24 protein-coding genes are annotated in these 25,400 nt (G+C 65.1%); 17 read left to right on the top strand and 7 right to left on the bottom strand.

Annotated elements, in window-relative coordinates:
• The 3 genes from ACIP1G_RS15515 to ACIP1G_RS15505 all read left to right on the top strand — a co-directional run bounded on the left by ACIP1G_RS15515 (window position 1) and on the right by ACIP1G_RS15505 (window position 2,883).
• The gene (locus ACIP1G_RS15515) at window positions 1-1,188 is read left to right on the top strand and encodes an acyl-CoA dehydrogenase family protein (protein WP_400738512.1); all 1,188 of its coding nucleotides are present in this window, start codon (window positions 1-3) and stop codon (window positions 1,186-1,188) included.
• 9 nt (window positions 1,189-1,197) lie between these two features.
• Entirely contained in the window at window positions 1,198-2,298 is a 1,101-nt protein-coding gene (gene sfnR / locus ACIP1G_RS15510; protein WP_400738510.1) for a sigma54-dependent transcriptional activator SfnR, read from the top strand.
• Window positions 2,299-2,427: 129 nt separating this feature from the next.
• Complete coding sequence (locus ACIP1G_RS15505) at window positions 2,428-2,883, top strand: hypothetical protein (protein ID WP_400738507.1); 456 nt, start codon at window positions 2,428-2,430, stop codon at window positions 2,881-2,883.
• 299 nt (window positions 2,884-3,182) lie between these two features.
• Here the strand turns inward: ACIP1G_RS15505 and ACIP1G_RS15500 are convergent, their stop codons facing one another.
• The 5 genes from ACIP1G_RS15500 to ACIP1G_RS15480 are packed head-to-tail and all read right to left on the bottom strand — an operon-like array spanning window position 3,183 to window position 7,169.
• Window positions 3,183-4,184, bottom strand: coding sequence for a 4-hydroxyproline epimerase (locus tag ACIP1G_RS15500; RefSeq protein WP_400738504.1), 1,002 nt, complete (start codon window positions 4,182-4,184; stop codon window positions 3,183-3,185).
• Window positions 4,185-4,221: 37 nt separating this feature from the next.
• Entirely contained in the window at window positions 4,222-5,046 is an 825-nt protein-coding gene (locus ACIP1G_RS15495) for a substrate-binding periplasmic protein (protein ID WP_400738502.1), read from the bottom strand.
• Window positions 5,047-5,071: 25 nt separating this feature from the next.
• On the bottom strand, window positions 5,072-5,728 hold the full coding sequence (locus ACIP1G_RS15490; protein WP_400738500.1) for an amino acid ABC transporter permease: 657 nt from the start codon (window positions 5,726-5,728) through the stop codon (window positions 5,072-5,074).
• Entirely contained in the window at window positions 5,725-6,357 is a 633-nt protein-coding gene (locus ACIP1G_RS15485; RefSeq protein ID WP_400738497.1) for an amino acid ABC transporter permease, read from the bottom strand. Before ACIP1G_RS15485 ends, ACIP1G_RS15490 begins: the two co-directional genes overlap by 4 nt.
• Before the next feature lie 8 nt (window positions 6,358-6,365).
• Window positions 6,366-7,169, bottom strand: a complete 804-nt coding sequence (locus ACIP1G_RS15480) for an amino acid ABC transporter ATP-binding protein (RefSeq protein ID WP_400738495.1) — start codon at window positions 7,167-7,169, stop codon at window positions 6,366-6,368.
• 429 nt (window positions 7,170-7,598) lie between these two features.
• On the opposite strand from ACIP1G_RS15480, the gene ACIP1G_RS15475 reads away from it, so the two are divergent.
• The 5 genes from ACIP1G_RS15475 (at window position 7,599) to ACIP1G_RS15455 (ending at window position 11,946) form a co-directional block, all read left to right on the top strand.
• A complete protein-coding gene (locus ACIP1G_RS15475; RefSeq protein WP_400738492.1) occupies window positions 7,599-8,627 on the top strand; it encodes a GlxA family transcriptional regulator in 1,029 nt (342 codons plus the stop codon).
• 258 nt (window positions 8,628-8,885) lie between these two features.
• Window positions 8,886-10,205 (top strand): NAD(P)/FAD-dependent oxidoreductase, encoded by a 1,320-nt coding sequence (locus ACIP1G_RS15470; protein ID WP_400738489.1) that lies wholly within the window; start codon window positions 8,886-8,888, stop codon window positions 10,203-10,205.
• A 12-nt stretch (window positions 10,206-10,217) separates the two neighbouring features.
• Entirely contained in the window at window positions 10,218-11,000 is a 783-nt protein-coding gene (locus tag ACIP1G_RS15465) for an NAD(P)-binding domain-containing protein (RefSeq protein ID WP_400738486.1), read from the top strand.
• Between the two features lie 245 nt (window positions 11,001-11,245).
• Window positions 11,246-11,596 carry a cupin domain-containing protein gene (locus ACIP1G_RS15460; RefSeq protein ID WP_400738483.1) on the top strand — a complete coding sequence of 117 codons (351 nt, stop codon included), beginning with the start codon at window positions 11,246-11,248 and terminating at the stop codon, window positions 11,594-11,596.
• Between the two features lie 11 nt (window positions 11,597-11,607).
• Complete coding sequence (locus ACIP1G_RS15455) at window positions 11,608-11,946, top strand: RidA family protein (protein ID WP_400738481.1); 339 nt, start codon at window positions 11,608-11,610, stop codon at window positions 11,944-11,946.
• 126 nt (window positions 11,947-12,072) lie between these two features.
• Here ACIP1G_RS15455 and ACIP1G_RS15450 read toward each other — a convergent pair whose 3' ends face one another.
• Complete coding sequence (locus tag ACIP1G_RS15450; RefSeq protein ID WP_400738478.1) at window positions 12,073-13,146, bottom strand: GlxA family transcriptional regulator; 1,074 nt, start codon at window positions 13,144-13,146, stop codon at window positions 12,073-12,075.
• A gap of 200 nt (window positions 13,147-13,346) precedes the next feature.
• On the opposite strand from ACIP1G_RS15450, the gene ACIP1G_RS15445 reads away from it, so the two are divergent.
• The 4 genes from ACIP1G_RS15445 (at window position 13,347) to ACIP1G_RS15430 (ending at window position 17,698) form a co-directional block, all read left to right on the top strand.
• Window positions 13,347-14,738 carry an NAD(P)/FAD-dependent oxidoreductase gene (locus ACIP1G_RS15445; protein ID WP_400738476.1) on the top strand — a complete coding sequence of 464 codons (1,392 nt, stop codon included), beginning with the start codon at window positions 13,347-13,349 and terminating at the stop codon, window positions 14,736-14,738.
• 10 nt (window positions 14,739-14,748) lie between these two features.
• Window positions 14,749-15,717 (top strand): NAD(P)-dependent oxidoreductase, encoded by a 969-nt coding sequence (locus ACIP1G_RS15440; protein ID WP_400738473.1) that lies wholly within the window; start codon window positions 14,749-14,751, stop codon window positions 15,715-15,717.
• Window positions 15,714-17,165: an aldehyde dehydrogenase family protein gene (locus ACIP1G_RS15435; RefSeq protein WP_400738470.1), complete on the top strand. Its 1,452-nt coding sequence runs from the start codon at window positions 15,714-15,716 to the stop codon at window positions 17,163-17,165. The genes ACIP1G_RS15440 and ACIP1G_RS15435 overlap by 4 nt, the downstream gene beginning before the upstream one ends.
• Window positions 17,166-17,380: 215 nt before the next feature.
• On the top strand, window positions 17,381-17,698 hold the full coding sequence (locus ACIP1G_RS15430; protein WP_400738467.1) for a DUF2388 domain-containing protein: 318 nt from the start codon (window positions 17,381-17,383) through the stop codon (window positions 17,696-17,698).
• A 110-nt stretch (window positions 17,699-17,808) separates the two neighbouring features.
• Here ACIP1G_RS15430 and glcC read toward each other — a convergent pair whose 3' ends face one another.
• Window positions 17,809-18,573, bottom strand: coding sequence for a transcriptional regulator GlcC (glcC, locus tag ACIP1G_RS15425; RefSeq protein WP_400738464.1), 765 nt, complete (start codon window positions 18,571-18,573; stop codon window positions 17,809-17,811).
• Window positions 18,574-18,770: 197 nt separating this feature from the next.
• Here glcC and glcD point away from each other — a divergent pair, with 197 nt between their 5' ends.
• The 5 genes from glcD to ACIP1G_RS15400 all read left to right on the top strand — a co-directional run bounded on the left by glcD (window position 18,771) and on the right by ACIP1G_RS15400 (window position 25,263).
• Window positions 18,771-20,270: a glycolate oxidase subunit GlcD gene (glcD, locus tag ACIP1G_RS15420; RefSeq protein ID WP_400738462.1), complete on the top strand. Its 1,500-nt coding sequence runs from the start codon at window positions 18,771-18,773 to the stop codon at window positions 20,268-20,270.
• On the top strand, window positions 20,270-21,322 hold the full coding sequence (gene glcE, locus ACIP1G_RS15415; protein WP_400738459.1) for a glycolate oxidase subunit GlcE: 1,053 nt from the start codon (window positions 20,270-20,272) through the stop codon (window positions 21,320-21,322). Before glcD ends, glcE begins: the two co-directional genes overlap by 1 nt.
• Window positions 21,323-21,331: 9 nt before the next feature.
• Window positions 21,332-22,567, top strand: a complete 1,236-nt coding sequence (gene glcF / locus ACIP1G_RS15410) for a glycolate oxidase subunit GlcF (RefSeq protein WP_400738456.1) — start codon at window positions 21,332-21,334, stop codon at window positions 22,565-22,567.
• The gene (locus ACIP1G_RS15405; protein ID WP_400738453.1) at window positions 22,560-22,958 is read left to right on the top strand and encodes a heme-binding protein; all 399 of its coding nucleotides are present in this window, start codon (window positions 22,560-22,562) and stop codon (window positions 22,956-22,958) included. Before glcF ends, ACIP1G_RS15405 begins: the two co-directional genes overlap by 8 nt.
• Window positions 22,959-23,091: 133 nt before the next feature.
• Complete coding sequence (locus tag ACIP1G_RS15400) at window positions 23,092-25,263, top strand: malate synthase G (protein ID WP_400738451.1); 2,172 nt, start codon at window positions 23,092-23,094, stop codon at window positions 25,261-25,263.
• Window positions 25,264-25,400 lie beyond the last annotated feature (137 nt).

The raw sequence follows: 25,400 nt of genomic DNA, 5'->3' as shown, positions 1-25,400 counted from the left end.
ATGAATGCACCTGTGAAGACACCCCTGCGCCCGGCCTTGGCTATCGCCCGCGAACTGGCCGGGCAGTTTGCCCAGACTGCGGTCGAGCGCGACGAGCGCGGCGGCACGCCAAAAGCCGAGCGCGATGCCCTGCGCGACAGCGGCCTGCTGTCGCTGGTGATCCCGCAGGCCTTCGGCGGCCAGGGCGCCAGCTGGCACGACACCTTCGCGGTGGTACGCGAGTTCGCCCGGGTCGATAGCTCCATCGCCCATGTATTCGGCTTCCATCACCTGATGCTGGCCACCGTGCGCCTGTTCTCACGCCCAGAGCAATGGCAGCCCTGGTTCGAACAGACCGCGCGCAAACAGTGGTTCTGGGGCAATGCCCTGAACCCGCTGGACACCCGCACCGTGGTCAAGCACTTCGACGGCTGGTGCGAGTTCTCCGGCAAGAAAAGCTTCTGCTCCGGCGCCAGCGATTCGGAAATGCTCATCGCCTCGGCGGTGGACGAGCGTGCCGGCGGCAAGTTGCTGATCGCCGCCATTCCCAGTGGCCGTACCGGCATCAGCCTGCACAGCGACTGGCACAACATCGGCCAGCGCCAGACCGACAGCGGCAGTGCCACCTTCGAGCGGGTGCGGGTCGAGCACAACGAGCTGCTGCTCGACCCAGGCCCCTTGAGCACGCCGTTCGCCGCCCTGCGCCCACTGATTGCCCAGCTGCATTTCGCCAACCTGTTCCTTGGCATTGCCGAGGGCGCGTTCGCAGAAGCCCGCCAATACACCCTCAAGGAGAGCCGCCCATGGTTCCGCTCCAGCGCTGCCAGCAGCGCCGAAGACCCCTACGTGCTGCGCCATTACGGCGAGTTCTGGGTCGGCCTGGAAAGCGTGCGCCTGCTGATCGAACGGGCCGCGCGCCAGCTGGATGCCGCCTGGGCCAAGGAACACGCCCTGAGCGCCGAAGAACGCGGTGACCTGGCCCTGGCGATCGGCACTGCCAAAGTCGCCGCCAGCCGTCACGGCCTGGATATCTGCAACCGCCTGTTCGAGGTCACTGGCGCCCGCGCCACCCATGCCTCGCTGCGCTTCGACCGGCACTGGCGCAACCTGCGCACGCAAACCCTGCACGACCCGGTGGACTACCGCATTCACGAACTTGGCGAGTGGGCCCTCAACGACAAGCGCCCTGCCCCGTCCTTCTATTCCTGAGGATTGCCCATGCAACTGCTGACCCTCCCCCCGTCACCGACACTGGCCACCTCGATCAGGGCGACCGCACAGGTCTTCGAAGACCCCAAGTCGCAGGCGCTGCTCGCCCACTTGCAACAGGTCGCCCCTAGCGAGGCCAGCGTGCTGATCATCGGTGAAACCGGTACGGGCAAGGAGCTGGTCGCACGCCACATCCACAACCTCAGCGGCCGGCGCAATGGCCCGTTCGTGGCGGTCAACTGCGGGGCGTTTTCCGAGTCGCTGGTCGAAGCCGAGCTGTTCGGCCATGAAAAAGGCGCCTTCACCGGCGCCCTGGCAGCCAAGGCTGGCTGGTTCGAGGAGGCCAACGGCGGCACGCTGTTCCTCGACGAAATCGGCGACCTGCCGCTGCCGATCCAGGTCAAGCTGCTGCGCGTGCTGCAAGAGCGCGAGGTGGTGCGGCTGGGCTCGCGCAAAAGCATCCCGATCAACGTGCGGGTACTGGCGGCAACCAACGTACAGCTGGAAAAGGCCATCAACGCCGGGCACTTCCGTGAAGACCTGTACTACCGGCTGAACGTGGTGACCTTGCAATTGCACCCACTGCGCGACCGCCCGGGTGACATCCTGCCGCTGGCCAGGCACTTCATCCGCAGCTACAGCGACCGGCTGGGCTACGGGCCGGTGGAGCTGAGCCCCAAGGCCCAGGCCAAGCTGGTGGAATACAGCTGGCCGGGCAATATCCGCGAGCTGGAGAACGTGATTCACCACAGCTTGCTGACCTGCGGCGACGGCACGGTGCAGGCGCAAGACCTGCGCCTGTCCCACCTGCGCATAGAGCGGCAGGAGGAAGAGCCGGCAGGTAATGGTGTGGAGGACTTGCTGCAACGGGCGTTCAGCCGGTTGTACGAGGAGCAGTCGGGCGACCTGTACGAACAGGTGGAGAATGCGTTGTTGCGCTCGGCATACCGGTTCTGCCACTACAACCAGGTGCATACCGCGCAGTTGCTGGGGTTGTCGCGCAACATCACACGCACGCGGCTGATTGCGATTGGCGAACTGGTGGTGAACAAGCGGCGGGGGCAGGAACAGCAGGTGCTGGATAACCGGGTGGTGCGGTTGTCGATCTGATTGTTGGTAAACCTGTGCCGGCCTCTTCGCGGGTAAACCCGCTCCTACAGGTACTGCGCCAACCTTGAACTCGGCGCGCTACCTGTAGGAGCGGGTTTACCCGCGAAGAGGCCGGCACAGGCACTGCAATTGTCAGTTCCGATCACCTCCGCGATCATCCCCAACGTCATGGTCAGCCCCATCATCAGCGCCATGCCCTACACCGTGGTCGTCACCCACATCGTGATTCGCTTCGTGATTCGCCTCATGGTTAGCCTCGTGGTTGGCGCCATCATCAGCACCGTTACGCCCGCTGCTACCCTGCCCACCGCCATCGCCGCTGTGCCCGCTGCCGCCGTGGCCACCACCCGAGCCTCCGCCGCCTCCGCTACCACCACCTCCTCCGCCATGGCCGCCGCCACCGCCACCGCCACCATGCCCCCCGCCACCGCCGCTGCCACCACCACCGCCACCATGACCGCCGCCTCCGCCACCACCACCGTGGCCACCGCCGCCGCCCCCACCGCCACCACCGCCACCACCGCCACCATCCTTCGCATACGCGCTGGAGGGGCCACCAATGGAGTCAGGCACCAACACCGCTGACGCCGACAACACAGCACCGATAGCCAAAGCCAACAGGCATTTCTTGAGCATGATGAGCCTCCGCTTGGAGTAGCACAGGGTTGCACTGCGCGCCCTGTGATTTCCGGCCCCCCCATGGGGCGACCTGCAAACCAGCGCGACCTTCCATGAGCCGCAGTTGAACGAGATCCCTCAAGGCCAGCCGGTAAAATATTGCAGAATATTTCTAATTTTTTGAGCGTAGTCATGCCGCTGCGCTTGTCACCGACCGGTCATCAGAATGGATAGCGTCTGCTTTGAATGATCATGCAGCTCAATCCTCAGGCAATCTGGAACCCATGCGCCAGCGGGTCACGGTCATCCACAACAATGGTGTTGTACCCGATCACCCGCGCCCAGCCCGCCACGCTCGGCCGCACCGCCTGGTAATCACCTACGCGCGTCAGTTCCTCGGCCCGGCAGTTGAACGTGGTGCCGGTGATGCTCTCGTGCACAAAGGTCTCGCCCACCTGCAACCGCCCCCGCGCCACCAGCTGTGCCACCCTTGCCGAAGAACCGGTTCCGCACGGCGAGCGGTCAATGGCTTTGTCGCCATAGAACACCGCATTGCGCGCCGACGCCCCCGGGGCCTTGGGCTTGTCACACCACATCACATGCTTGACCCCACGAATGCGCTCGTCCTCCGGGTGCACCGGGTGCAGCACCTTTTGCGCAGCCTCACGCACCAGGTGGCTCATGCGCACCAGGTCGTCGGCCTTCAGGCCATCCAGGCCGGCGTAGTTCTCCTGTGGCTCGACGATGATGTAGTAGTTGCCGCCGTAAGACAGGTCGACGGTCAACGTGCCGATCTGCGGCACCTCAAGCACGATGTCGCGCTCATGCAGGTAGCTGTTGACGTTGAACAGCCGCACTTCCTCGACAAACGCACCATTGCGCTTGTACTCGATATCCACCCGGCCGGCCGGGGTTTCCAGCGCCAGACGCCCCTCTTCACGCGGCACCACCAGCCCTTCCTCGATGGCCACGGTCACCGTGCCCACGGTGCCGGCGCCGCACATCGGCAGGCAGCCGCTGACCTCGATGAACAGCACGCCGACGTCGCAATCGTCGCGGGTCGAGGGGTACAGGATCGAGCCGGACATGGCGTCATGCCCGCGTGGTTCGAACATCAGCGCCTTGCGCACCCAGTCGTGCTTCTCCAGGAACAGCATGCGCTTTTCGGCCATAGGCACGTTGGGCAGCAGCGGGCCACCGCCAGCGACCACGCGCACAGGGTTGGCGCAGGCATGGGAATCGATGCAGAAGAAAACGTTACGAGCCATGTGTCATCCGTCCTTCTTGGGGTTGTGTCGGAATGGGTTACTTGATCAGGCGCGGTTCGCCAGTGTCGGCGCCACTGGCCGCCAGGCCATTGGCCTCAAGGATCTGCGCAATGCGGCCTTCGGCGTGCAGCTGCTTGATCTGCTTGTCCAGCGCAGCGCCCAGGTCGGGCTTGTTCATGTGGTACAGCAAGGCGATCTGCGCCGGCTCTACCGACACCGGCACGCGCGCGTCGGGCTTGGCGATCTCGATCTGGATACCTTGGTAAGCACCTTTGCCCTGGGCGTACTTGCCGGTGCCGTAGCTGTCCACGGCCACGTCCAGGCGCCCGGCGGCCAGGTCCTGGGCCAGGCCCACCGGGTTGGGGTACAGCACCACCGGGTTGTCGAGGCTGGCCTGGATCTGCCCGGCGTAAAGGAAGCCCGACACCGCGCCCACCCGCTTGCCGTTGAGCTGGCTGACTTCGCTGTAGCCCTCGCGGGAATAGAACGCCATCTGGTCGACATACAGCGGCCAGCTCATGCCCAGTACCTTGGCCCGCTCAGCGGTGCGAAACCAGTCGCCAATCCCCAGGTCGACTTTCTGGCTAAGCACGTTCTGGATCACTGCCGACGGGTCGACGATCACCGGCACCAGGGTCAGGCAGTTGCGCTTGGCAATCTCGCGCACCACATCGGTATCCACGCCGCCGATGTCTTTGGGGCCAGCCACCGTGGTGAACGGCGGGTAGTTGTACACGGCCACGGTCAGGCTGCCGGGCTTGATGGTCTTGAAATGTTCGCTGGGGGTGCAGGTGTCTGCGGCCAGTGCCTGGCCTGCCAACACGCAGGCAGCGGCGAGCAGTGCGAGTTTGAAAATACGCATGGTGGTGTCACTCCAAATGGTGTTGTCAGAGGTGGCGGCCGAGGCGCCGCTCCAGGTAGCCGACCACCACTGTGGCCGGGATGCAGATGACCGCGAACAGCAATGCGACAAGGATGAAAATGGGCATGTACTGGAAGGTGTTGGAGCCAATCAGCTGGGCCTTGCTCATCAGTTCCGGCAGCGCCACCACGAAGGCCAGCGACGACGCCTGCAGCATCAGGATGGCAAAGCCGAGCAAGGCCGGTATCGAGATCGGCAAGCCCTGCGGCAGGATGATCAGGCGCAAGGTGTCCAGGCCACTGAAGCGCAATGCCTGGGCCGCCTCACGCTGGCCTTGCGGCACTGCCTCCATGCCGGCCCGCAGGATCTCGCTGGTGTAGGCCGCCGTGCACCAGGTGAACGCCAGGGTCACCGAAGCGAACGCGCTGAGTGTAAAACCCGTGGTGGGCAAACCGAAGTACACGAACTGCAGCAGCACCAGCACCGAAGCGCCCCGCCCTACTTCGATCACTGCCAGCAACGGCGCCCGTAGCAGCAAGTGGCGTGAGCGCAGGCCCAGCGCCAGCAGCAGCCCCAACGGGATGCCTGACAGCAACGACACACCGGTTACCTGCAACGACAAGCGGAAACCATCGAGCAGCGCAGGCAGCGTCTGTTGCCAGAAAGCCAAGGTCTCGTTCATCGGGCTACCCTCAGGCGCATGCGTTGGTCGGCCCAGCGGCTGGCCCAGGCCACCGGAATGCTCAGGGCGATGTACAGGCAGCCAGCGAAGGCAAAGGTGGCCAGGCCCTGGAACGTCACCTGCGATACGTGGGTGGCCTGGAAGGCGATCTCCGGCACACCGATGGTCGAGGCAATGGCGGTGTCCTTGAGCAGGCCGATGGCATAACTGGCAATCGACGGCAGCGACACCCTCAGCAGCTGCGGGGCAATCACATCCAGCAGCCGCCAGCGCGCCGGCATGCTCAAAGCCTGGGCCGCCTCCCACTGCCCCTTGTGCACCGCCGCCAGGGCCCCGCGGAAGATCTCGGCCATGTTCGCCGCCGTGATCAGGCCCAAGCCGATGGCAGCCGCCTGGAACGGGCTTACCTGCAGGATGCCGGTGCCGATACCGAAGAAAATCAGAAACAACCAGACAATCGGCGGCACCGCACGCAGCGTCAGGATCAATACCGCAGCCAGGCCATCCAGCAGGCGCATACCTGAGGCGCGCATGGCACACAGCACGGCGCCCAGCAGCACGCCAATGGCCAGTGCGGTGACGGTAAGCAGTACCGTCCACTGGATACCGCCCAGGATGGTGTAAAGCATTTCGGCGTTCATCGGTTCATCACCGCGCTGAGGAAGCGCTGTGCCCGTTCGCTCTGTGGCTTGCGCATTACCTGGGCACTCTTGCCTTCTTCGATCACCCGGCCGTCGGCCATGATCAGCACCCGGTCCGACACGCTCTCGGCAAAGTGCATTTCGTGGGTCACGACGATCATGGTCATGCCCTGGCTGGCCAACTCCTGCATCACATTGAGCACTTCCAGGCCCAGCTCAGGGTCCAGCGCCGACGTCGGCTCGTCGAACAGCATCAGGCTCGGTTCCAGGGCCAGGGCGCGGGCGATGGCGATGCGTTGCTGCTGGCCGCCGGAGCAGCGCGAAGGGTACTGGTCGGCTTTGTTCAGCAGCCCGACCCGGTCGAGCAACTGCCGCGAGACTTCGTCGGCATGCTTGCGGTCGCGCTTGAGTACCCGTTCCTGGGCGATGCTGACATTGCGCAGCACCGTCAGGTGCGGGAACAGGTTGAACGACTGGAAGACCATACCGACCGGTTGGCGCAACGCGAGGACCTGGCGCTTGGAAAGCGGCTGGCTGGCATCGATGGTGGTATCACCTACCCGCAGGATGCCGCGGGTGGGTGGGTCAAGCAGGTTCACGCAGCGCAGCAAGGTGCTTTTGCCCGAACCACTGGGGCCGATGATGGCGATGACTTCGCCTTTGTTGACGCTGAGGTTGATGTCGTTGAGGACCGTGGTATCGCCGTAGTCCTTGCCCAGGCCCTGCACATCGACCAGTACGTTCTGGCGCAGGTGTTCGGGGTGAATGCCGGAGGTGACGCTTTTCAATACGGTTTGCATCGTGCTGTACACCCTTTGTGTTTTTGGAGGCAGGTGTTAGTGATCGCAACGCGTTGTTTTTATTGAATTAAGCGGTGGTTTACGGCTCCTTTGGGTGGGCTTCGTTGGGTTCAATTTAGTGACAAGCTGGCGTTCGCGATTGTAGGATTCCGTCAATTACCGGTACAAAAAACCAAATGTCGTGTTGGGGGTGCTTTGCACCCCATTCGCGACACAAGGCCGCTCCCACAGGAACTGCGCAAGGCTCCAGGGCTGTGTAAATCCTGTGGGAGCGGGTTTACCCGCGAAGAATCCAACACGGTGGATGGCACCGGCTGCGCCGGTGTTCGCGGCTGAAGCCGCTCCCACAGGCATAACCTGGCCCTTGTGGGAGCGGCCTTGTGTCGCGATTGGGCCGCAACGCGGCCCCCCGGCTTCCGAGGCCTGACCATGCGCGCTGACTATTCCTTCCTCGAACCGCTCAAGCCACCGCCAGACGCTGTCACCCCGGTCCGCTTCGGCATCGTCGCCACGCCCGACTTCACCCTCATGTCGCTGGCCTGCTTCGTCGACTGCCTGCGCCTGGCCGCCGACGAGCGCGACTTCAGCCGGCAGATCTACTGCGCCTGGGAACTGTTGTCGCACGACGACGCGCCGATCCTGTCCAGCTGCGGCTTCCCGGTCCTGCCCACCCGCCAATACGGCGACCCAACCGAGTACGACTACATCGTCGTGCACAGCGGCCTGCTGCAGAGCAAGCTGCCCTACCCTGAGGCGCTCTACGCCTTCGTGCGCCGTGCAGTTGCCGCCAATGTCCCGGTCATCGGCCTGTGCACCGGTACCTTCGTATTGGCCGAGCTGGGGCTGCTCGACGGCCGCCGCTGTGCGGTGCAGTTCTCGATGGCCGCAGCCATGAAGCAAGTGCACCCCAAGGTCATTACCGTGGCCGACGTGCCGGTGGTCAGCGACGGCCCGTTCATCACCTGCCCCGGCGGCCTGGCCTCGATCAACCTGGCCATGCACCTGGTGGCCGAGCACTGCGGCAAGTCCCGGGTAGACAAGACCCTGCACTATGTATTGTCCGAGCGCGGCTTCGATGAAATGCAGGCCCTGCGCGAGGGCCCGGAAAGCGGCCTGCGCTGCCTGGATTCGCGGGTGGTCAACGCAGTCGGGCTGATGCGCCAGCGGCTGATCGAGACCGGCACAATTGCCGCCCTGGCAGACGAGGTGGGCACCACCGAGCGCGAGCTGACCCGGCTGTTCAAGAAACACCTGCGCGCCACCCCGGCCAGCTACTGGCGGCGCATGCGCCTGAAGGCCGCGCACTGGATGGTGCTGAACAGCAGCCGCTCGCTGACGCAGATTGCCTATGAGTGCGGGTTTACCGACAGCTCGCACATGATCCACTGGTTCAAGCGCGAGTACGACGTGACACCGGCGCGGTTGCGCGAGGTGCATATCCAGATCGGGTTGTTGTAAGGGCAATGGCTTGATAGTTGTGGCGCCTGTGAGATCGAGCGCCGCCCGCGCGGCGCTTCGCGGCACAAGGCCGCTCCCACATCTGTTTCGGGCCAGTTACTCTTGCCTCCTCCGCACTCGTACCCTGGGTGCATGGCTGGATATTGATGAAGAGCAACGGCGCCCCCCAGCCAGAACATCCCATTCCCCGTCACTCCCGTCATAGTCCCCGCGCCAACCCCAATGCCATAGTGGAGAAAACAACACGGATAAAATCCCATGTACAGAAACACCTCTACCCCTGCGGACGACAACGGTTGCGGCTGGTTCCACCTCAGCCCCAAGCGCCAGCCACGCGCCGCGCACCGGGGGCGGAGCGAGGCGCGCTGGGTGGTGCTCGGCGCGGGCTTCACCGGCCTTGCCGCCGCGCGGCATCTGGCACTGCACCACCCTGACGACGAGGTGATCCTGGTCGACGCCCAGGAAGTCGGCTTCGGCGCCTCGGGGCGCAACTCCGGTTTTGCCATCGACCTGCCCCACGACATCGGCGCCGCCGACTACATCGGCGACCTGCCCACCGCGCGCATGAACCTCAAGCTCAACCTGCGCGCGCAGTCGATCCTGCGCGGGCTGATCAACCAGCACGGCATCGACTGCCAGATCCGCCCCGACGGCAAGTACCAGGCCGCAGTCGAAGACAAAGGCCTGGCCGTGCTCGAAGCCTACCGCAGTGGCCTGGAAAAACTCGGCCAGCCCTACCAGATGATCGACGCGCGCGACCTGCCCGAGCACTTTGGCACCGCGTTCTACCGCAAGGCGCTGTACACCCCGGGCACCCAACTGCTGCAACCGGCCGCCCTGGCCAAGGGCCTGGCCGAAAACCTGCCGGCCAACGTGACTTTGCACGAACGCACCACCATCACTCACATCGAGCAGGGCCGGCGCATTACCCTCAAACATGCCAACGGCGAAATCATCGGCGACCAGCTGCTGCTGACCAACAATGCCTTCGCCTCGCACTTCGGCTTCCTGCCTGGCCGTTTGCTGCCGATCTTCACCTACGCCAGCATGACCCGCCCGCTGACCGAGGAAGAACAGGCTCGCCTGGGCGGCAAGGCCAGCTGGGGCATCATCCCCGCCGACCCGTTCGGCAGCACCCTGCGCCGTACCCCGGACCAGCGCCTGCTGGTGCGCAACAGCTTCAGCTTCAACGCCGACGGCCGCGCCAACCCACGCCACATCGCCCGCGCCGGGCGCCAGCACCGCGAGTCGTTCGAGCGACGCTTCCCGATGCTGTCGGGCATGCCGTTCGAATACACCTGGGGCGGTTCGATGTGCCTGTCGCGCAACCACCTGTCGCACTTCGGCACCCTCGCTCCCAACATTCATGCGGCACTGTGCTGCAACGGCCTGGGCATCACCCGTGGCACTGCCACCGGCACCCTGCTGGCCGATTGGCTGAGCGGCGAACGCGACGAACTGATCGACTTCCTGCTTGGCTCGGCAGGCCCCAACCGTAACCCACCGGAGCCATTGCTCAGCGTGGGCGTGAACTTCAACCTGCACTGGGGCCAGCGCCGCGCCGGCCTGGAAAGCTGACAAGGAGGCACCATGCATAGCCTGGGTATTCTCGGGGTGGGCGAACTGACCGAAAAAGTGGTCATCGGCCTGCGCCGCAGCGGTTTCGATGGCCCCATCCTGTTGTCACCGCGCAATGCACAACGGGCCGCCACGCTGGCCGATGAACACGGTTGCGAAGTTCTGACCAGCAATCAGGCGGTAGTCGACAGGGCCGAGCTGGTGATCCTCGGCGTACGCCCGCACTCGCTGGCCGAACTGGCCGATGAAGTGCGCCTGCGCCCTGGCCAGCGCCTGGTTTCGCTGGCCGCCGGGATCAGCCTTGCGCAGTTGGCAACCGCCTTCCCCGGCGCCCTCTGTGCGCGCGCGATGCTGTCGTATGCCGCGCAGTACAACGAGTCCACTGTGGTGGTCTGCCCGCCCGATGCGCTCACCACAAAGTGCCTGGCGCCACTGGGCAAACTGGTGGTGCTGCAGGGCGAACCCGAGTTCGAGCTGGCCACGGTGGCGGCGTGCATGAACGGCTGGTTCTACTTCCTGCTGCACGACCTGCAGCAGTGGCTGATGGACAAAGGCCTGCCGGCGGCAGAAGCGCGTGCATTGGTGCTTGGCAACCTGCAGGACTGCGTGGCCAGTGCCGGGCAACAGCCGCAATACACGCTCAAGGCCCTGGGGCAGGCTATTGCCACCCCGGGGACCTTTACTGCGGATGGGCTGGCGGTGCTGATGCATCAGCCGGTTAGTGCTACCTGGGGGGCGGCGTGCGAGGTGGTGCTGGATGGTTTGTTGACCCGGTCGCGGTTGGCCGACCAGTAAGTTTTACCTGTATCGACCTCTTCGCGGGTAAACCCGCTCCCACAGGAACTCCACTCGCTTCAGATTTGGCGCTGTACCTGTGGGAGCGGGTTTACCCGCGAAAGGGCCAGTAGCCCCAGTAGAAAATTACAGGCGCCTGACCCGCCCGACAGCAGCATCCCACGACCCGTCCCAGCCGTTATATGGCCCGCTACCAGGCCAGTGCGATAGTGCCCCGAGAGTGAACCACCTGAAGGAACCATTCCGTGAGCCAAATTCTGACCGTAGTCCGCAACGCCCCCGCCTCCCCGCTGGGCACCCCCGCCCCGGCCCGCCTACCCATCGGCGAACCTATCGCCCAGGCCGCCACCGCCCAGGACCAGACCGATGAAGCCATCGGCGCCAGCATCGGCGTCTGGGAAAGCAGCCCTGGCGTGTTCCGCCGCCACCTGAAAAACCGTGAGTTCAGCCATATCGTCAGCGGCTGGTGCACCTTCACCCCCGACGGCGGCGAGCCGGTGGAACTGCGCGCGGGCGACGCCGTGCTGTTCCCGGAAAACTGCGAGGGTGTGTGGGACATTCGCGAAACCCTGCGCAAGACCTACGTGCTGTTCTAAGGGACGAACTGATGATCGAACGTATCAACCGCGGCCCACGGGCCAGCCAGATGGTGCTGGTGGACGGCCGTATCGAAACCTCCGGCATTGTCGCCCTGCAACCCGGCGATATCGCCGCGCAGACCCGCTGCGTGCTGGCGCAACTGGAGCAGTGGCTGGCGCAGATTGGCGCAGGCAAGGGCAACCTGACCCGCATGCAGATCTGGCTGGCCGACATGGGCGAGTTTGCCGCGATGAATGAAGTGTATGACGCCTGGGTCGGTGACCAACCACCGGTGCGGGCTTGCGTAGGGGCGGCCTTGGCGACGCCGGATTACCGCATTGAAATCCAGGCCTTCGGCCAGGTCTGAATACCCTCCTTGAACTCAGCGCGGTCCCTGTAGGAGCGGGTTTACCCGCGAAGCAGGCACCGCGGTGGATGGCACGGGCTGCGCCCGTGTTCGCGGGCAAGCCCGTTCCCACAGGGACCGCGCCGGTTACAACTCCGGGTCCAGCCCCACCTTGTCGCCATGCCAGTCAAACCGCTCCACTTCATGCCGGCGCTTGCGGAAGCTGTACGGTGTCTCGCCATACTGCTTGCGGAACCACAGGATGAAGTGCGACGCATCGGAAAACCCGCACGCCAAGGCGATGGTGGTGATGTTCTGGCTGGTGTTCACCAATAAACGCCGGGCATGGTCCAAACGCAACTTGCGCCAATAGTTGGCCGGCGGCTCCTGGGTGTTGGCAACGAACTCACGGTGCAACTGCCGGGGGTGGGTGCCCACCGCTTCGGCCACCGCCTTGAGCGTCATCGACGCATCCAGGTTGGCGCGCATGAAGCTGATCGCCCGCTGCACCCGGTCGTTCTGGTACACGCACTCACTGGCCGCTTTGTCCTGCTGCTCCTCGGCACGCTCATCCACCAGCAGGTATTCCAGCCCCTTCTGCGCCCGCACCGCGCCGCAGTGCCGGCGGATCAGGTTGGCCGCCAGGTCGATGGCGGTGCCGCCCGGGCAAGTGATGATGCCGCGGTCGTCCACATAGCTCTTGTCGATCACCGCCGTGGACAGCGGGAAGCGTTCCTTGAACTCATCGCGCAAGGTGAAATGCAGCGCACAGCGCCGGCCATCGAGCAGCCCGGCCTTGCCCAGCACGAACGACCCCGAGCACAGCGCGATGATCGGGATATTCGCCGCATGCACTTCACGCAGCGCATCCAGCAGCCAGGCCGGCGGGTTGCGGGTTTCGTCCAGCAGGCCACCGGCCAGTACGATGTAGTCGTACTGGGCGAACAGGTTCAGCGGCTTGGTCGGCGAAATCGGCATGCCGCAGCTGGCAGTGATCGGCTGGTCGTCAAGGGTCATCCAGTCCCACTGGCAGAACACCTGCTGGCTGCGGAACGACTTGTCAGCGGCAAAGCGCAGCGAGTCCACCAGCCCTGCCACCGGCACCAGGGTGAAGTGGTTCATCAGCACGAAGCCCACGCGCAGTTCGGGCTTTACCTGCGCAGCGATGATGGGGGCGTGTGCCGGTTCGATCTGTTGTTCTATTTGTTGTTGAGCAACCATGGTGGCTGGCCTCATGACATCCGCAATAGCGCCATTCTAAGGCGCGTCCTGCGTCCGTCATATCATATGCATCCCCACAAATAGTAAATCCGTGACAAAAGGCGGCGCCGTTCTATCAATTGTCATGACTGTAATATCGGCCCCCCAGCCGCGCTGAGCATCATGTATGCACAAGACAAACATGCTCAGAGGCACCCCTCATGTACCGTGGATTCTGGTATGCCCAGGCGCTCGACCTGGACAACGACCTGGCCCCTGCCCTGCAGGACTCGATTCAAGCCGACGTGTGCATCGTCGGCGGTGGCTTCCTTGGCCTGTGGTCGGCCATCCGCCTGAAGCAGGCCCACCCGGAAAAAACCATCGTCATCGTCGAGCGCGACCGCTGCGGCTCGGGTGCCAGCGGGCGTAACGGTGGCGTGGCGACCAACTGGTGGGGCAAATACCTGTCGGTGCGCACCATCTGCGGCGACGTCGAGGCGCGGCGCATCTGCGAGGCGGCCGAGTCGGCCATCGACGAGATCGGCAGCTTCTGCAAGGAGCACGGCATCGACGCCCAGTACCGCAAGGACGGCTGGCTGTGGACGGCCACCAACCAGCGGCAGATGAACTCCTGGCGCGTGCTCACCGACGGCCTGCAGAAGCTCGACGTCAACCCGTTCCAGGAGCTGGACCGCCAGACCATTCGCGGCCGTGTCGGCTCGCCATTGGTACTGGGCGGCATCTACGACCCTAACGCCGCCACCGTGCAGCCGGCCATGCTCGCCCGCGGCCTGCGCCGCGTGGCGCTGAAACTGGGTGTGCAGATCTTCGAGAAGTCGCCGTTCACCCACCTGGAACGCGGCAAAAACCCGGTGGTGCATACCGCCAAGGGCCATGTGAAGGCCAACCACGTGGTGCTGGCCCTCAATGCCTGGGGCGCGCAGTTCCCCGAGCTGCGCCGGATGATCGCAATCATGTCCAGCGACATGGTCGCCACCGCGCCGGTCAAGGCCAAGCTCGACGCCATCGGCTTCAGCGGCGGCGAATGCATGACCGATTCGCGCACTGTGCTCAACTACTGGCGCAACACCCCGGACGGCCGCGTGGTATTCGGCAAGCCGCTGGGCCAGTTCGCCTACGCCGGGCGCATCGGCAACCTGTATGAAAAGCCATCGCCGGCTGCCGACAAGGTGGCCGCCGAACTGCGCCGCCTGTACCCGCAACTGCAGGACGTGCCAGTCGTCAGCAGCTGGACCGGGCCAATCGACCGGGCCATGAAAGGCTTGCCCAACTTTGGCTACCTCGACCAGCACCAGACCGTCAGCTACGGCATCGGTTTCTCGGGCAATGGCGTGGCCACCACGGTGTTCGCCAGCCGCATCATCAAGTCGCTGGCCACCCATGCCAATGACGAGTGGGCCAACTGTGGCCTGGTCAACCAGAAGATGAAGCTGCTGCCGCCAGAGCCGTTCCGCTTTTTTGGCGCGCACCTGGTGCGCGACGCGCTGGTGCGCAAGGAATCGCTGGAAGACCACGACCAGGACGCCGGCTTCATCACCCGCCAGCTGGTCGGCATGGCACCGGCCGGTTACGTACCGGCGCAGAAGAAATAAGGAACGCAGCATGAGCGAACATATCGTCTTCCTCGACGACGAAGGCCTGGCGCCTTCCACCCGCCTCAAGCGCCCTGACTGCAAGCACAGCTGGCAGCAGTTCGCCTACACCCACCCCGACCAGGTGCTGGAGCACCTGCAGGACGCCACCGTGGCGCTGACCTGCAGCGTGCCGCTGCGTGAAGAGCACCTGCGCCAGTTGCCCAAGCTGAAGATGATCTCGCTGGCCCTGACCGGCCGCGACATCGTCGATGTCGACTACTGCGAGGCCCATGGCATCGAAGTGTCGAGCGTACCAGGCTATGCCGCCAACACCGTGGCCGAGCACAGCCTGGCGATGATCCTCGAACTGTTCCGCCGCCCGGCCGCGTTCACCCGGCTGATGCGCCAGGTACACGCCGGCGAAAAGCCGCACCAGAACATCTACTTCAACCACCGCATCCGCGATGTGCGCGACAAGCAACTGGCGATCATCGGCAGCGGCCCGATCGCCCTGCGCCTGGCGCACCTGGCCCGCGCGTTCGGCATGCAGGTGCTGTTCGAAGACCGCGGCGGCAAACGTAAAGGCCCCGACTGCCGGCCGCTGGCCGAGCTGCTGAAAAGCTGCGACGTGCTGTCGATCAACTGCCCGCTCACGCCAGAAACCCACAACCTGATCGACGCCGAGCAACTGGCCCTGATGAAGCCCGATGCCGTGGTGGTCAACACCGGCCGTGGTGGCGTGGTCAACGAAGCGGCGCTGATCCAGGCGCTGCAGGCCGGCCGCCTGGGCGGTGTGGCGCTGGATGTGGTGGAGGTAGAGCCGCTGCACCCAAGCAACCCGCTGTTCCAGCTGATCGACCGCGACGACTTCCTGCTCAACCCACACATCGCCTGGAGCAGCGAAGATGCCATGCAGCAGCTGATGGACAGCGCCGTGGACAACATCAGCGACTTCGTCGCCCGCCAGCTTTCAGCAAAAAGGATTCGTACCGCATGACCTTCGTTACCAAGAGCAGCTACGTCGACGGCGCCTTCGTCGCACTCGGCAGCAGCGCCGACATCCTCGAAAACCGCAACCCATCCAACCCGGGTGAAGTGGTCGAGCGCTTCGAACGCGCCGACCAAGCGCTGACCGAACAGGCCATCGCCGCCGCCCGCCGCGCGCAACCAGCCTGGGCACGCAGCAACCCGCAACAGCGCGCTGACGCGCTGGACTTCATCGGCACCGAAATCCTCGCCCGCCGTGAAGAGCTGGCCACGCTGCTGGCCCGCGAAGAAGGCAAAGTGGTGCGTGAAGCCCTGGGCGAAGTGGACCGCGCCGGGCGCTCGTTCAAGTTCTATGCCCAGGAAGCCCTGCGCGCCGAAGGCGAAAAATACCAGTCGGTGCGCCAGGACGTAGGCATCGATGTGTTCACCCAGCCGCTGGGCGTGGTCGGCATCATCGCCCCGTGGAACTTCCCCATTGCCATCCCGGCATGGAAGATTGCCCCGGCGCTGTGCTTTGGCAACTGCGTGGTTTTCAAGCCGGCCGAGCTGGTGCCCTCCTCGGCCTGGGCGCTGGCCGAAATCATCTCCCGCGCCGGTTTGTCGGCGGGCGTGTTCAACATGCTGATCGGCCCAGGGCGCAGCGTCGGCGATACGCTGATTCGCTCGCCACTGGTCGACGGCATCAGCTTCACCGGCTCTGAACACACCGGCCGGCAGATTGCCCGGCTGGCCGCCGAAGGCATGAAGAAAGTGCAGCTGGAGATGGGTGGCAAGAACCCGCTGATCGTGCTGGATGATGCCGACCTGGAGCAGGCGGTGGAGGTGGCATTGAATGGCTCGTTCTACAGCACCGGGCAACGTTGCACCGCCAGCTCGCGGGTGATCGTGACCGCAGGCATTCACGAAGCCTTCGTCGCACGCCTGGCCGAACGTACCCGTGCACTGAAGGTGGGCGATGCGCTGCACGCCAGCACCGATATCGGCCCGGTGGTAGATAGCCGGCAACTGGAGCAGAACCTGTCGTACGTGGCCGCCGGCCTTGAACAGGGGGCGAAGCTGGTGTGCGGTGGCGAGCGGATCGACAACCAGGCGGGGGCGTACTTCTTCACCCCGGCGTTGTTCACCGAGGTGGCGCCAGACATGCGCATCTACCGCGAAGAAATCTTCGGACCGGTGCTCAGCGTGCTCAAGGTGCGTGATTACGACGAAGCGTTTGCCGCCGCCGAGGACACCGCGTTTGGCCTGTCCGCCGGCATCGTCACCACCTCGCTACGCCATGCCGAGCACTTCAAGCGCAACAGTTCGGCGGGGATGGTCATGGTCAATTTGCCTACTGCGGGGGTGGACTACCACGTGCCGTTCGGGGGGAACGGGGCCTCGAGCCTGGGTTCGCGTGAGCAAGGGACGCATGCGCGGCAGTTCTTTACCCGGGTCAAGACGACTTACCAGTTGGCCTGATCGGGCCCTGGGGGCCGCTTTGCGGCCCTTTCGCGACGCAATGCCGCTCCTACAGGGGACCGCGATTTCCTGTAGGAGCGGCCTTGTGTCGCGATAGGGGCGCGCAGCAGCCCCAGCAATCTCCAGCACAGAATAGGGAACTACCACCACACCCGCGCTTTCTTAAACACTGAGTGGACTATTTCCTTGAGCTTCACGCTACTGGAGAACACGACATGCGCCACCTACTCCTCGCCCCTGCGCTGCTGCTCCTGCTGCCTGCCAGTGCAGCCCTGGCCGACGTCGATGCAGGCGACGTCGCCACCTCGGCCGGTGTTTCCGCCTCGCTTTATTCGACCTTCAAGGACGACAAACGGATCATCCCCGCCCGTGACGAACTCTCTGCATTCGTCGCCAGTGGCGGTGCAATCCGCGGTGCCTATGTGGAGTCGGCGCTGGAACAGGTCCGCAAGGATCATCCTGGGCTGCAGGCCAATGATGAAGAACTGGCCCGGGCCATCTTGTCGCAGGATGATCCTGTGGCCAACCATTGAGTACTTCTGTACTGGCCTCTTCGCGGGTAAACCCGCTCCTACAATGCTTGCACCGGCTTCAAGATTTGTAGGCGCGGGTTTACCCGCGAAAGGGCCGGCACAGGCCAACCTCACCCCCAACCATCCATACGCATGGTCGCCCGCACCAAGCGCTGCTCCTCCTGCTCGATCTCCCGCAAACTGTCACGAATCCCGTTGATATGCTCCCGCGCCGCGCGCTGTGCCTGCTCGGGCAGCTGCTCCATCACCGCGTGATACAACCGCGCATGCTGTCGGTCGATCTGGCGCTTTTGCGCCGGCCGGCAATACAGGTTGTTGACCGAAGCAAACACCGTGCTCAAGGTCAGGTCGCTGAGCGATTGCAGGGTATGCACCAGCACCGGGTTGTGCGACGCCTCGCTGATGGCCCGGTGGAAAGCATGGTCGCGGCGGGCATGCTCACGGGCATCGAGCGTTTCCTGGGCAGCATGCGCGGCAAGCATCTCTTCGTAGCGCCGGCGGATCAGCAACCGGTCGACGTCGGTAGCACGCAACGCCGCCAGCCGTGCCGATTCAGCTTCCAGCAACGCCCGCACCTCCAGCAGGTCGAACAGCGTGCGCGGCTGCGAGCTGAACAGGTGCATCAACGGCGTGGCACCCGCCTGCCCCGTCAGGTCGGCGACAAACGACCCCCGCCCCTGCTCAGTGTCGATGATGCCCCGCCCACGCAGAATGCGCAGGCCCTCACGCAAGGCCGAACGCGAACAGCCAAGCTTCTCCACCAGCCGTCGCTCCGATGGCAGGGCCTGGCCCACCTTGAGCACGCCTTCGACGATCAGCCGCTCAACCCGTTCGGCCACCTGGTCGGCGACCTTGGCCTTGCCTTCAGTACCCACTGCGTACCCTCTTGCTGGTAGGACCACTTCGAACACCTTGGGCTAATCTAGCCAGGTGAAGCCACCAATAACCAGTACCCGCAACGAAAACTGGTAGGACCAGTGCAACCGGTACTCGACCCCAGCAGTTGGCACGCGCAGGCTGCAACGGTGACCGCTTTGCCAACAACAACAAAAAACCGTTGCCGAGTGAGCCCATGAATATCCTGTACGACGAACGCGTCGATGGCGTGCTGCCCACCGTGGACCAGGCGGCCCTGCTGCAAACGCTGCACGATGCCCTGCCCGACCTCGAAATCCTGCACCGCGAAGAAGACCTCAAACCTTACGAATGCGACGGCCTGTCGGCCTACCGCACGGTGCCACTGCTGGTGGTGCTGCCCGAGCGCCTGGAACAGGTACAGACCCTGCTCAAGCTTTGCCATCAGCGTGGCGTGCCGGTAGTGGCGCGCGGTGCCGGCACCGGCCTGTCGGGGGGTGCCCTGCCGCTGGCCAAGGGCATCCTGCTGGTGATGGCGCGCTTCAAGCGCATCCTTGAAGTCAACCCGCAGGGCCGCTTCGCCCGTGTGCAGCCCGGGGTACGCAACCTGGCCATTTCCCAGGCCGCCGCGCCCCATGGCCTGTACTACGCGCCAGACCCCTCCTCGCAAATCGCCTGCTCGATCGGTGGCAACGTGGCCGAAAACGCCGGTGGCGTGCACTGCCTCAAGTACGGCCTGACCGTGCACAACCTGCTCAAGGTGGAAATCCTCACGGTCGAAGGCGAACGCCTGACCCTGGGCAGCGATGCGCTGGACAGCCCCGGTTTCGACCTGCTGGCGCTGTTCACCGGCTCCGAAGGCATGCTCGGCATCGTCACCGAAGTCACCGTCAAGTTGCTGCCCAAGCCCCAGGTGGCGCGGGTGCTGCTGGCCAGTTTCGACAGCGTCGAGGACGCCGGCCGGGCGGTGGCCGAGATCATCGCCGGCGGCATCATCCCTGGCGGCCTGGAGATGATGGACAACCTGGCGATCCGCGCCGCCGAGGATTTTATCCACGCCGGCTACCCGGTGGACGCAGCGGCCATCCTGCTGTGCGAACTGGATGGCGTGGAGGCCGATGTGCACGACGACTGCGAGCGGGTCGCCGCCGTGCTGGCGCAAGCCGGCGCCCGCGAAGTGCGGCTGGCCCGCGACGAGGCCGAGCGCGTGCGTTTCTGGGCCGGGCGCAAGAACGCCTTCCCGGCGGTGGGGCGCATCTCCCCGGACTACTACTGCATGGACGGCACCATCCCCCGCCGCGAACTGCCGCGGGTACTCAAAGGCATCAGCGACCTGTCCAGCGAATACGGCCTGCGTGTGGCCAACGTGTTCCACGCCGGCGACGGCAACATGCACCCGCTGATCCTGTTCGATGCCAACCTGCCCGGCGAGCTGGAGCGCGCCGAAGCCATCGGCGGCAAGATCCTCGAACTGTGCGTGGCGGTGGGCGGCAGCATCACCGGCGAACACGGCGTGGGCCGCGAAAAGATCAACCAGATGTGCGCGCAGTTCAACAGCGATGAAATCACCCTGTTCCACGCGGTTAAGGCGGCCTTCGACCCGCAAGGCCTGCTCAACCCCGGCAAGAACATCCCCACCCTGCACCGCTGCGCCGAGTTCGGCGCCCTGCATGTGCATCACGGGCAACTGCCCTTCCCCGAGCTGGAGCGTTTCTGATGAGCATGGACCGCGATATCAGCCAGGCCCTGCTGGAGCAGGTCAACCAGGCGCTGAACCAGGCCACGCCACTGCGCATCCAGGGCGGCAACAGCAAGGCCATGCTCGGTAACGCCGTTGCTGGCGAGGTGATCGACACCCGCAGCCACCGTGGCATCGTCAGCTACGACCCGACCGAACTGGTGCTCACCGCCCGCGCCGGCACACCGCTGCGCGAGATCGAAGCGGCACTGCACGAGGCTGGCCAGATGCTGCCCTGCGAACCCCCGCACCTGGGCCCCGAGGCCACTCTGGGTGGCATGGTCGCGGCCGGCCTGTCGGGCCCTCGGCGGCCGTGGGCGGGGTCGGTACGTGACTACGTGCTCGGTACGCGGGTGATCACCGGCCACGGCAAGCTGCTGCGCTTTGGCGGCGAAGTGATGAAGAACGTGGCCGGCTACGATGTTTCGCGGCTGATGGCGGGCAGCTTTGGCTGCCTGGGGCTGCTGACCGAAGTGTCGCTGAAAGTACTGCCACGGCCGCGCCAGTGCCTGAGCCTGCGCCTGCCGATGGGCCGCCACCAGGCGTTGGCCGAACTGGCCGAATGGGGCCAGCAGCCGCTGCCGATCAGCGCTGCCTGCCATGACGGCGACGCCCTCTACCTGCGCCTGGAAGGCGGTGAAGGCTCAGTGCAGTCGGCGCGCCAGCGCCTGGGCGGTGAAGCACTCGACAGCCGCTTCTGGAGCGACCTGCGCGAACAGCGCCTGGCGTTCTTTAGCAACCCTGCACCACTGTGGCGTTTGTCGGTGCCCAACGCCATCGGCGAGCTGGACCTGCCTGGCCAGCAGTTGATCGACTGGGGTGGTGCGCAGCGTTGGCTCAAGTCCGGGGCATCAGCACAGGCCATTCGCGACCAGGTCGCCAAGGTGGGCGGCCACGCCACCTGCTATGCCCCCGGCCCGGCCAGCAGCCCGCCGCTGCCCGCGGCGCTGATGCGCTACCACCGGGCCCTCAAGCAGCAACTCGACCCCCAGGGGGTGTTCAACCCTGGCCGCCTGTACCCAGACCTGTGAGGCCAGACCATGCAAACCAACCTGAGCGAAACATCCCGACGCCTGGCCCGCGCCGACGAGGCCGAAAGCATTCTGCGTTCCTGCGTGCACTGTGGTTTCTGCACCGCCACCTGCCCCACCTACCAGTTGCTGGGCGATGAACTGGACGGCCCACGCGGGCGCATTTACCTGATCAAGCAAATGCTCGAAGGCGCGCCGATCACCGCCAGCACCCAACTGCACCTGGACCGCTGCCTGACCTGCCGCAACTGCGAAACCACCTGCCCTTCCGGGGTGAAGTACCACGACCTGCTGGACATCGGTCGCGCCGTGGTCGAACAGCAGGTGCCGCGCCCGCTCGGCCAGCGCCTGTTGCGCCAGGGCCTGCGTGCGGTGGTGCCGCGCCCGGCGCTGTTCAAGGCCCTGACCCGCAGCGGCCAGGCCCTGCGCCCGCTGCTGCCGGCCACGCTCAAGCGCAAGCTGCCAGCGCGGGTCACCCCCCCCGGTCAGCGCCCCACGCCACGCCATGCACGCCGGGTGCTGATGCTGGAAGGCTGCGTGCAACCGGCCCTGTCGCCCAACACCAATGCCGCCGCCGCGCGCCTGCTCGACCGCCTGGGCATCAGCGTTACACCAATCCAGCAGGCTGGTTGCTGTGGCGCGGTGGACTACCACCTCAATGCTCAGGAGCAGGGCCTGCAACGCGCGCGGCGCAACATCGACGCCTGGTGGCCGGCCATCGAGGCCGGCGCCGAAGCCATCGTGCAAACCGCCAGCGGCTGCGGTGCGTTCGTCCGCGACTATGGCCACTTGCTCGAGCACGACCCCCGCTACGCTGCCAAAGCTGCAAGGGTCAGCGCCCTGTCCCGCGATCTGGTAGAAGTACTGCGCGATGAGCCGCTCGAGCAACTTGGCCTGTGCGCAGAACAACGCCTGGCCTTCCATTGCCCGTGCACCTTGCAACACGCGCTGAAGTTGGGTGGCGCGGTGGAGGCATTGCTCAGCCGCCTGGGCTTTACTTTGACCTCGGTGCCGGACGGCCACCTGTGCTGCGGCTCGGCCGGCACCTATTCGCTGACCCAGCCTGAACTGTCGCTGCAACTGCGCGACAACCGCCTCAACGCGCTGGAAAGCGGCAAACCGCAAGTCATCGCCACTGCCAACATAGGTTGCCAGGCCCACCTCGACGGGGCTGGACGCACGCCAGTGCGGCACTGGATCGAAATTGTCGAAGCAGCCTTGAACCCGGAGAAAACCCATGCATAGCAAGTTCGTGATCAGCCATGAAGATGTTGCCCGCGTGCTTACCGCCGCCCGCCAAGAGGCCCTGGCCCAGAACTGGAACGTGACCATCGCCGTGGTCGACGACGGCGGCCACCCGCTGGCCCTGGAACGGCTGGACGGTTGTGCACCCGCCAGTGCCTACATAGCCATGGAAAAGGCCCGCACCTCGGCGCTGGGGCGCAAGGAAACGCGGGATTACGAGGAGATGGTAAACGGTGGCCGTACGGCTTTCGTGACCGCGCCGCTGCTGACCAGCCTGGAAGGTGGCGTGCCGCTGAAGGTGGAGGGCCAGGTGGTGGGGGCTATTGGCGTGTCCGGGGTCAAGTCCGAGCAGGATGCCCAGGTGGCCAAGGCTGGGGCTGCGGCCTTGTAGATCCTGTGCCGGCCTCTTCGCGGGTAAACCCGCTCCTACATGTACCGCGCCCCGATGTAGGAGCGGGCTCACCCGCGAATAGGCCCGCATAGGCAACCGATTTCCAGCAGACAGAACACCGAGCGAACAGACAATGCCAAACCACCAGCTGCAGATCGCCCCCACCCTCCAGCGCTTCATCGAAGACGAGGTCCTCCCCGGCACCGGCATCCAGGCCGCCACCTTCTGGCAAGGCTTCAGCACCCTGGTCCACGACCTCGCCCCGCAAAACCGCGCCCTGCTCGCCGAGCGCGAGCGCCTGCAGGCCGAGCTGGACAACTGGCACCGCCAGCACCCCGGCCCGATCAGCGACATGGCTGCCTACCAAAAATTCCTGCACGGCATCGGCTACCTCGTCGAGGCCCCGGAAAACGTGCAGATCAGCACCCATAACGTCGACCGCGAAATCGCCGTGCAAGCCGGCCCGCAGCTGGTGGTCCCCCTTAGCAACGCCCGCTACGCCCTCAACGCCGCCAACGCCCGCTGGGGCTCGCTGTATGACGCCCTGTACGGCACCGATGCCATCGCCGAAACCGATGGTGCCGAACGCGGCCAAGGCTACAACCCGCTTCGCGGTGCCAAGGTAATTGCCTTTGCCCGGCAGTTTCTCGACACCGCCGCGCCCCTCGACGGGGCTTCTCACAGCAACGCCAAGGCCTATGCCATCAACCAGGGCACGCTGCTGGTAACGCTGGCCGATGGCCGCCAGGTCAGGTTGCAGAACCCTACGCAACTTGGTGGCTACCAAGGTGAACCAAACAGCCCGACGGCGATCCTGCTGCAACATCACCAACTGCATTTCGAAATCCAGCTCGACCCGGCCAGCGCGATCGGCCAGCAGGACCTCGCCGGGGTCAAGGACATTCTCCTGGAAGCTGCGCTGACCACCATCATCGACTGCGAAGACTCGGTAGCCGCCGTGGATGCCGACGACAAAGTCAACGTCTACCGCAACTGGCTTGGCCTGATGAAGGGCGACCTCAGCGAGCAGGTCAGCAAAGGGGGCAAGACGTTTAGCCGCACCTTGGCCGCAGACCGCCAGTACCAGGGTGCAAACGGCCAGCCACTGTCTCTGCCAGGGCGTTCGCTGCTGTTCATCCGCAACGTCGGCCACCTGATGACCAACCCCGCGATTCATGATCGCGATGGCCGGGAAATCCCGGAAGGCATCCTTGATGCCGTGGTCACCAGCCTGATCGGCCTGCATGACCTCAAGCGCCGCGGCAACTCCCGCGAGGGCAGCCTGTACATCGTCAAGCCGAAGATGCACGGGCCGGCCGAAGTGGCCTTCGCCGACCAGCTGTTCGGCCGCGTCGAGGCACTGCTGGGCCTGCCCGCCCATACCCTGAAGATCGGCATCATGGACGAAGAGCGACGCACCAGCGTCAACCTCAAGGCCTGCATCGCCAGCGCGGCGTCACGGCTGGTGTTCATCAATACCGGCTTCCTCGACCGCACCGGTGACGAGATGCACACGGCCATGCAAGCCGGTGCCATGCTGCGCAAGGGCGACATGAAAAGCAGCGCCTGGATCCACGCCTACGAGCGCAGCAACGTGCTGGTGGGGCTGGCCTGCGGGCTGCGCGGCAAAGCGCAGATCGGCAAGGGCATGTGGGCCATGCCTGACCTGATGGCAGCCATGCTCGAACAGAAAGGCGCCCAGCCCAAGGCCGGCGCCAACACCGCCTGGGTACCCTCGCCCACCGCCGCCACGCTGCATGCGCTGCACTACCACCAGGTGGATGTGGCCGCCGTGCAGCAGGCACTCGAGCAGGTAGACTTGGATACCCAGCGCAGCGCGTTGCTGCACGACCTGCTCAGCGTGCCGGTCAGCCCCGAACGGCCCTGGAGCGCCGCCGACATCCAGGCCGAACTGGACAACAACTGCCAGGGCATCCTCGGCTACGTGGTGCGCTGGGTCGAGCAAGGCGTCGGCTGCTCCAAGGTGCCGGATATCCACGATGTGGGGCTGATGGAAGACCGGGCAACGCTAAGGATCTCGGCGCAGCACATTGCCAACTGGCTGCACCATGGGGTGGCCGATGCCGCGCAGGTCGAGGCGACCCTGCAGCGCATGGCCCGTGTGGTGGACCAGCAGAATGCCAGGGACCCGGCGTACCGGCCGATGGCAGACGGTTTCGAAGCGTCGCATGCGTTCCGCGCCGCCCGGGAGCTGGTGTTCAAGGGGCGGGAACAACCGAGCGGCTACACCGAGCCACTGCTGCATGGCTGGCGGTTGCGCTTCAAGCAGGAGGTGCAACGCTAGCACCGGCTGGGGGCATGCTTTGGGTTTTGAGGTGATGCACAAATCGAGCGCCGCCCGCGCGGCGCTTCGCGGGACAAGCCCGCTCCCACTGTCTGTTTCGGGCCAGTCACTTCTGTGAGGTCACCGCTGTCCGCCTT

It is taken from the genome of Pseudomonas sp. NPDC089392 (assembly GCF_044749595.1).
Classification (GTDB): domain Bacteria; phylum Pseudomonadota; class Gammaproteobacteria; order Pseudomonadales; family Pseudomonadaceae; genus Aquipseudomonas.
Note: the sequence above shows the minus strand (reverse complement) of the source record. Positions and strands in the feature narration are given on the sequence as shown.

Excerpts from the sequence above, each read along its gene's own strand:
- ACIP1G_RS15515 (WP_400738512.1), top strand. The coding sequence starts at position 1 with ATGAATGCACCTGTGAAGACACCCCTGCGCCCGGCCTTGGCTATCGCC.
- sfnR (WP_400738510.1), top strand. The coding sequence starts at position 1,198 with ATGCAACTGCTGACCCTCCCCCCGTCACCGACACTGGCCACCTCGATC.
- ACIP1G_RS15500 (WP_400738504.1), bottom strand. The coding sequence starts at position 4,184 with ATGGCTCGTAACGTTTTCTTCTGCATCGATTCCCATGCCTGCGCCAAC.
- ACIP1G_RS15495 (WP_400738502.1), bottom strand. The coding sequence starts at position 5,046 with ATGCGTATTTTCAAACTCGCACTGCTCGCCGCTGCCTGCGTGTTGGCA.
- ACIP1G_RS15490 (WP_400738500.1), bottom strand. The coding sequence starts at position 5,728 with ATGAACGAGACCTTGGCTTTCTGGCAACAGACGCTGCCTGCGCTGCTC.
- ACIP1G_RS15485 (WP_400738497.1), bottom strand. The coding sequence starts at position 6,357 with ATGCTTTACACCATCCTGGGCGGTATCCAGTGGACGGTACTGCTTACC.
- ACIP1G_RS15480 (WP_400738495.1), bottom strand. The coding sequence starts at position 7,169 with ATGCAAACCGTATTGAAAAGCGTCACCTCCGGCATTCACCCCGAACAC.
- ACIP1G_RS15475 (WP_400738492.1), top strand. The coding sequence starts at position 7,599 with ATGCGCGCTGACTATTCCTTCCTCGAACCGCTCAAGCCACCGCCAGAC.
- ACIP1G_RS15470 (WP_400738489.1), top strand. The coding sequence starts at position 8,886 with ATGTACAGAAACACCTCTACCCCTGCGGACGACAACGGTTGCGGCTGG.
- ACIP1G_RS15465 (WP_400738486.1), top strand. The coding sequence starts at position 10,218 with ATGCATAGCCTGGGTATTCTCGGGGTGGGCGAACTGACCGAAAAAGTG.
- ACIP1G_RS15455 (WP_400738481.1), top strand. The coding sequence starts at position 11,608 with ATGATCGAACGTATCAACCGCGGCCCACGGGCCAGCCAGATGGTGCTG.
- ACIP1G_RS15450 (WP_400738478.1), bottom strand. The coding sequence starts at position 13,146 with ATGGTTGCTCAACAACAAATAGAACAACAGATCGAACCGGCACACGCC.
- ACIP1G_RS15445 (WP_400738476.1), top strand. The coding sequence starts at position 13,347 with ATGTACCGTGGATTCTGGTATGCCCAGGCGCTCGACCTGGACAACGAC.
- ACIP1G_RS15440 (WP_400738473.1), top strand. The coding sequence starts at position 14,749 with ATGAGCGAACATATCGTCTTCCTCGACGACGAAGGCCTGGCGCCTTCC.
- ACIP1G_RS15435 (WP_400738470.1), top strand. The coding sequence starts at position 15,714 with ATGACCTTCGTTACCAAGAGCAGCTACGTCGACGGCGCCTTCGTCGCA.
- ACIP1G_RS15430 (WP_400738467.1), top strand. The coding sequence starts at position 17,381 with ATGCGCCACCTACTCCTCGCCCCTGCGCTGCTGCTCCTGCTGCCTGCC.
- glcD (WP_400738462.1), top strand. The coding sequence starts at position 18,771 with ATGAATATCCTGTACGACGAACGCGTCGATGGCGTGCTGCCCACCGTG.
- glcE (WP_400738459.1), top strand. The coding sequence starts at position 20,270 with ATGAGCATGGACCGCGATATCAGCCAGGCCCTGCTGGAGCAGGTCAAC.
- glcF (WP_400738456.1), top strand. The coding sequence starts at position 21,332 with ATGCAAACCAACCTGAGCGAAACATCCCGACGCCTGGCCCGCGCCGAC.
- ACIP1G_RS15405 (WP_400738453.1), top strand. The coding sequence starts at position 22,560 with ATGCATAGCAAGTTCGTGATCAGCCATGAAGATGTTGCCCGCGTGCTT.
- ACIP1G_RS15400 (WP_400738451.1), top strand. The coding sequence starts at position 23,092 with ATGCCAAACCACCAGCTGCAGATCGCCCCCACCCTCCAGCGCTTCATC.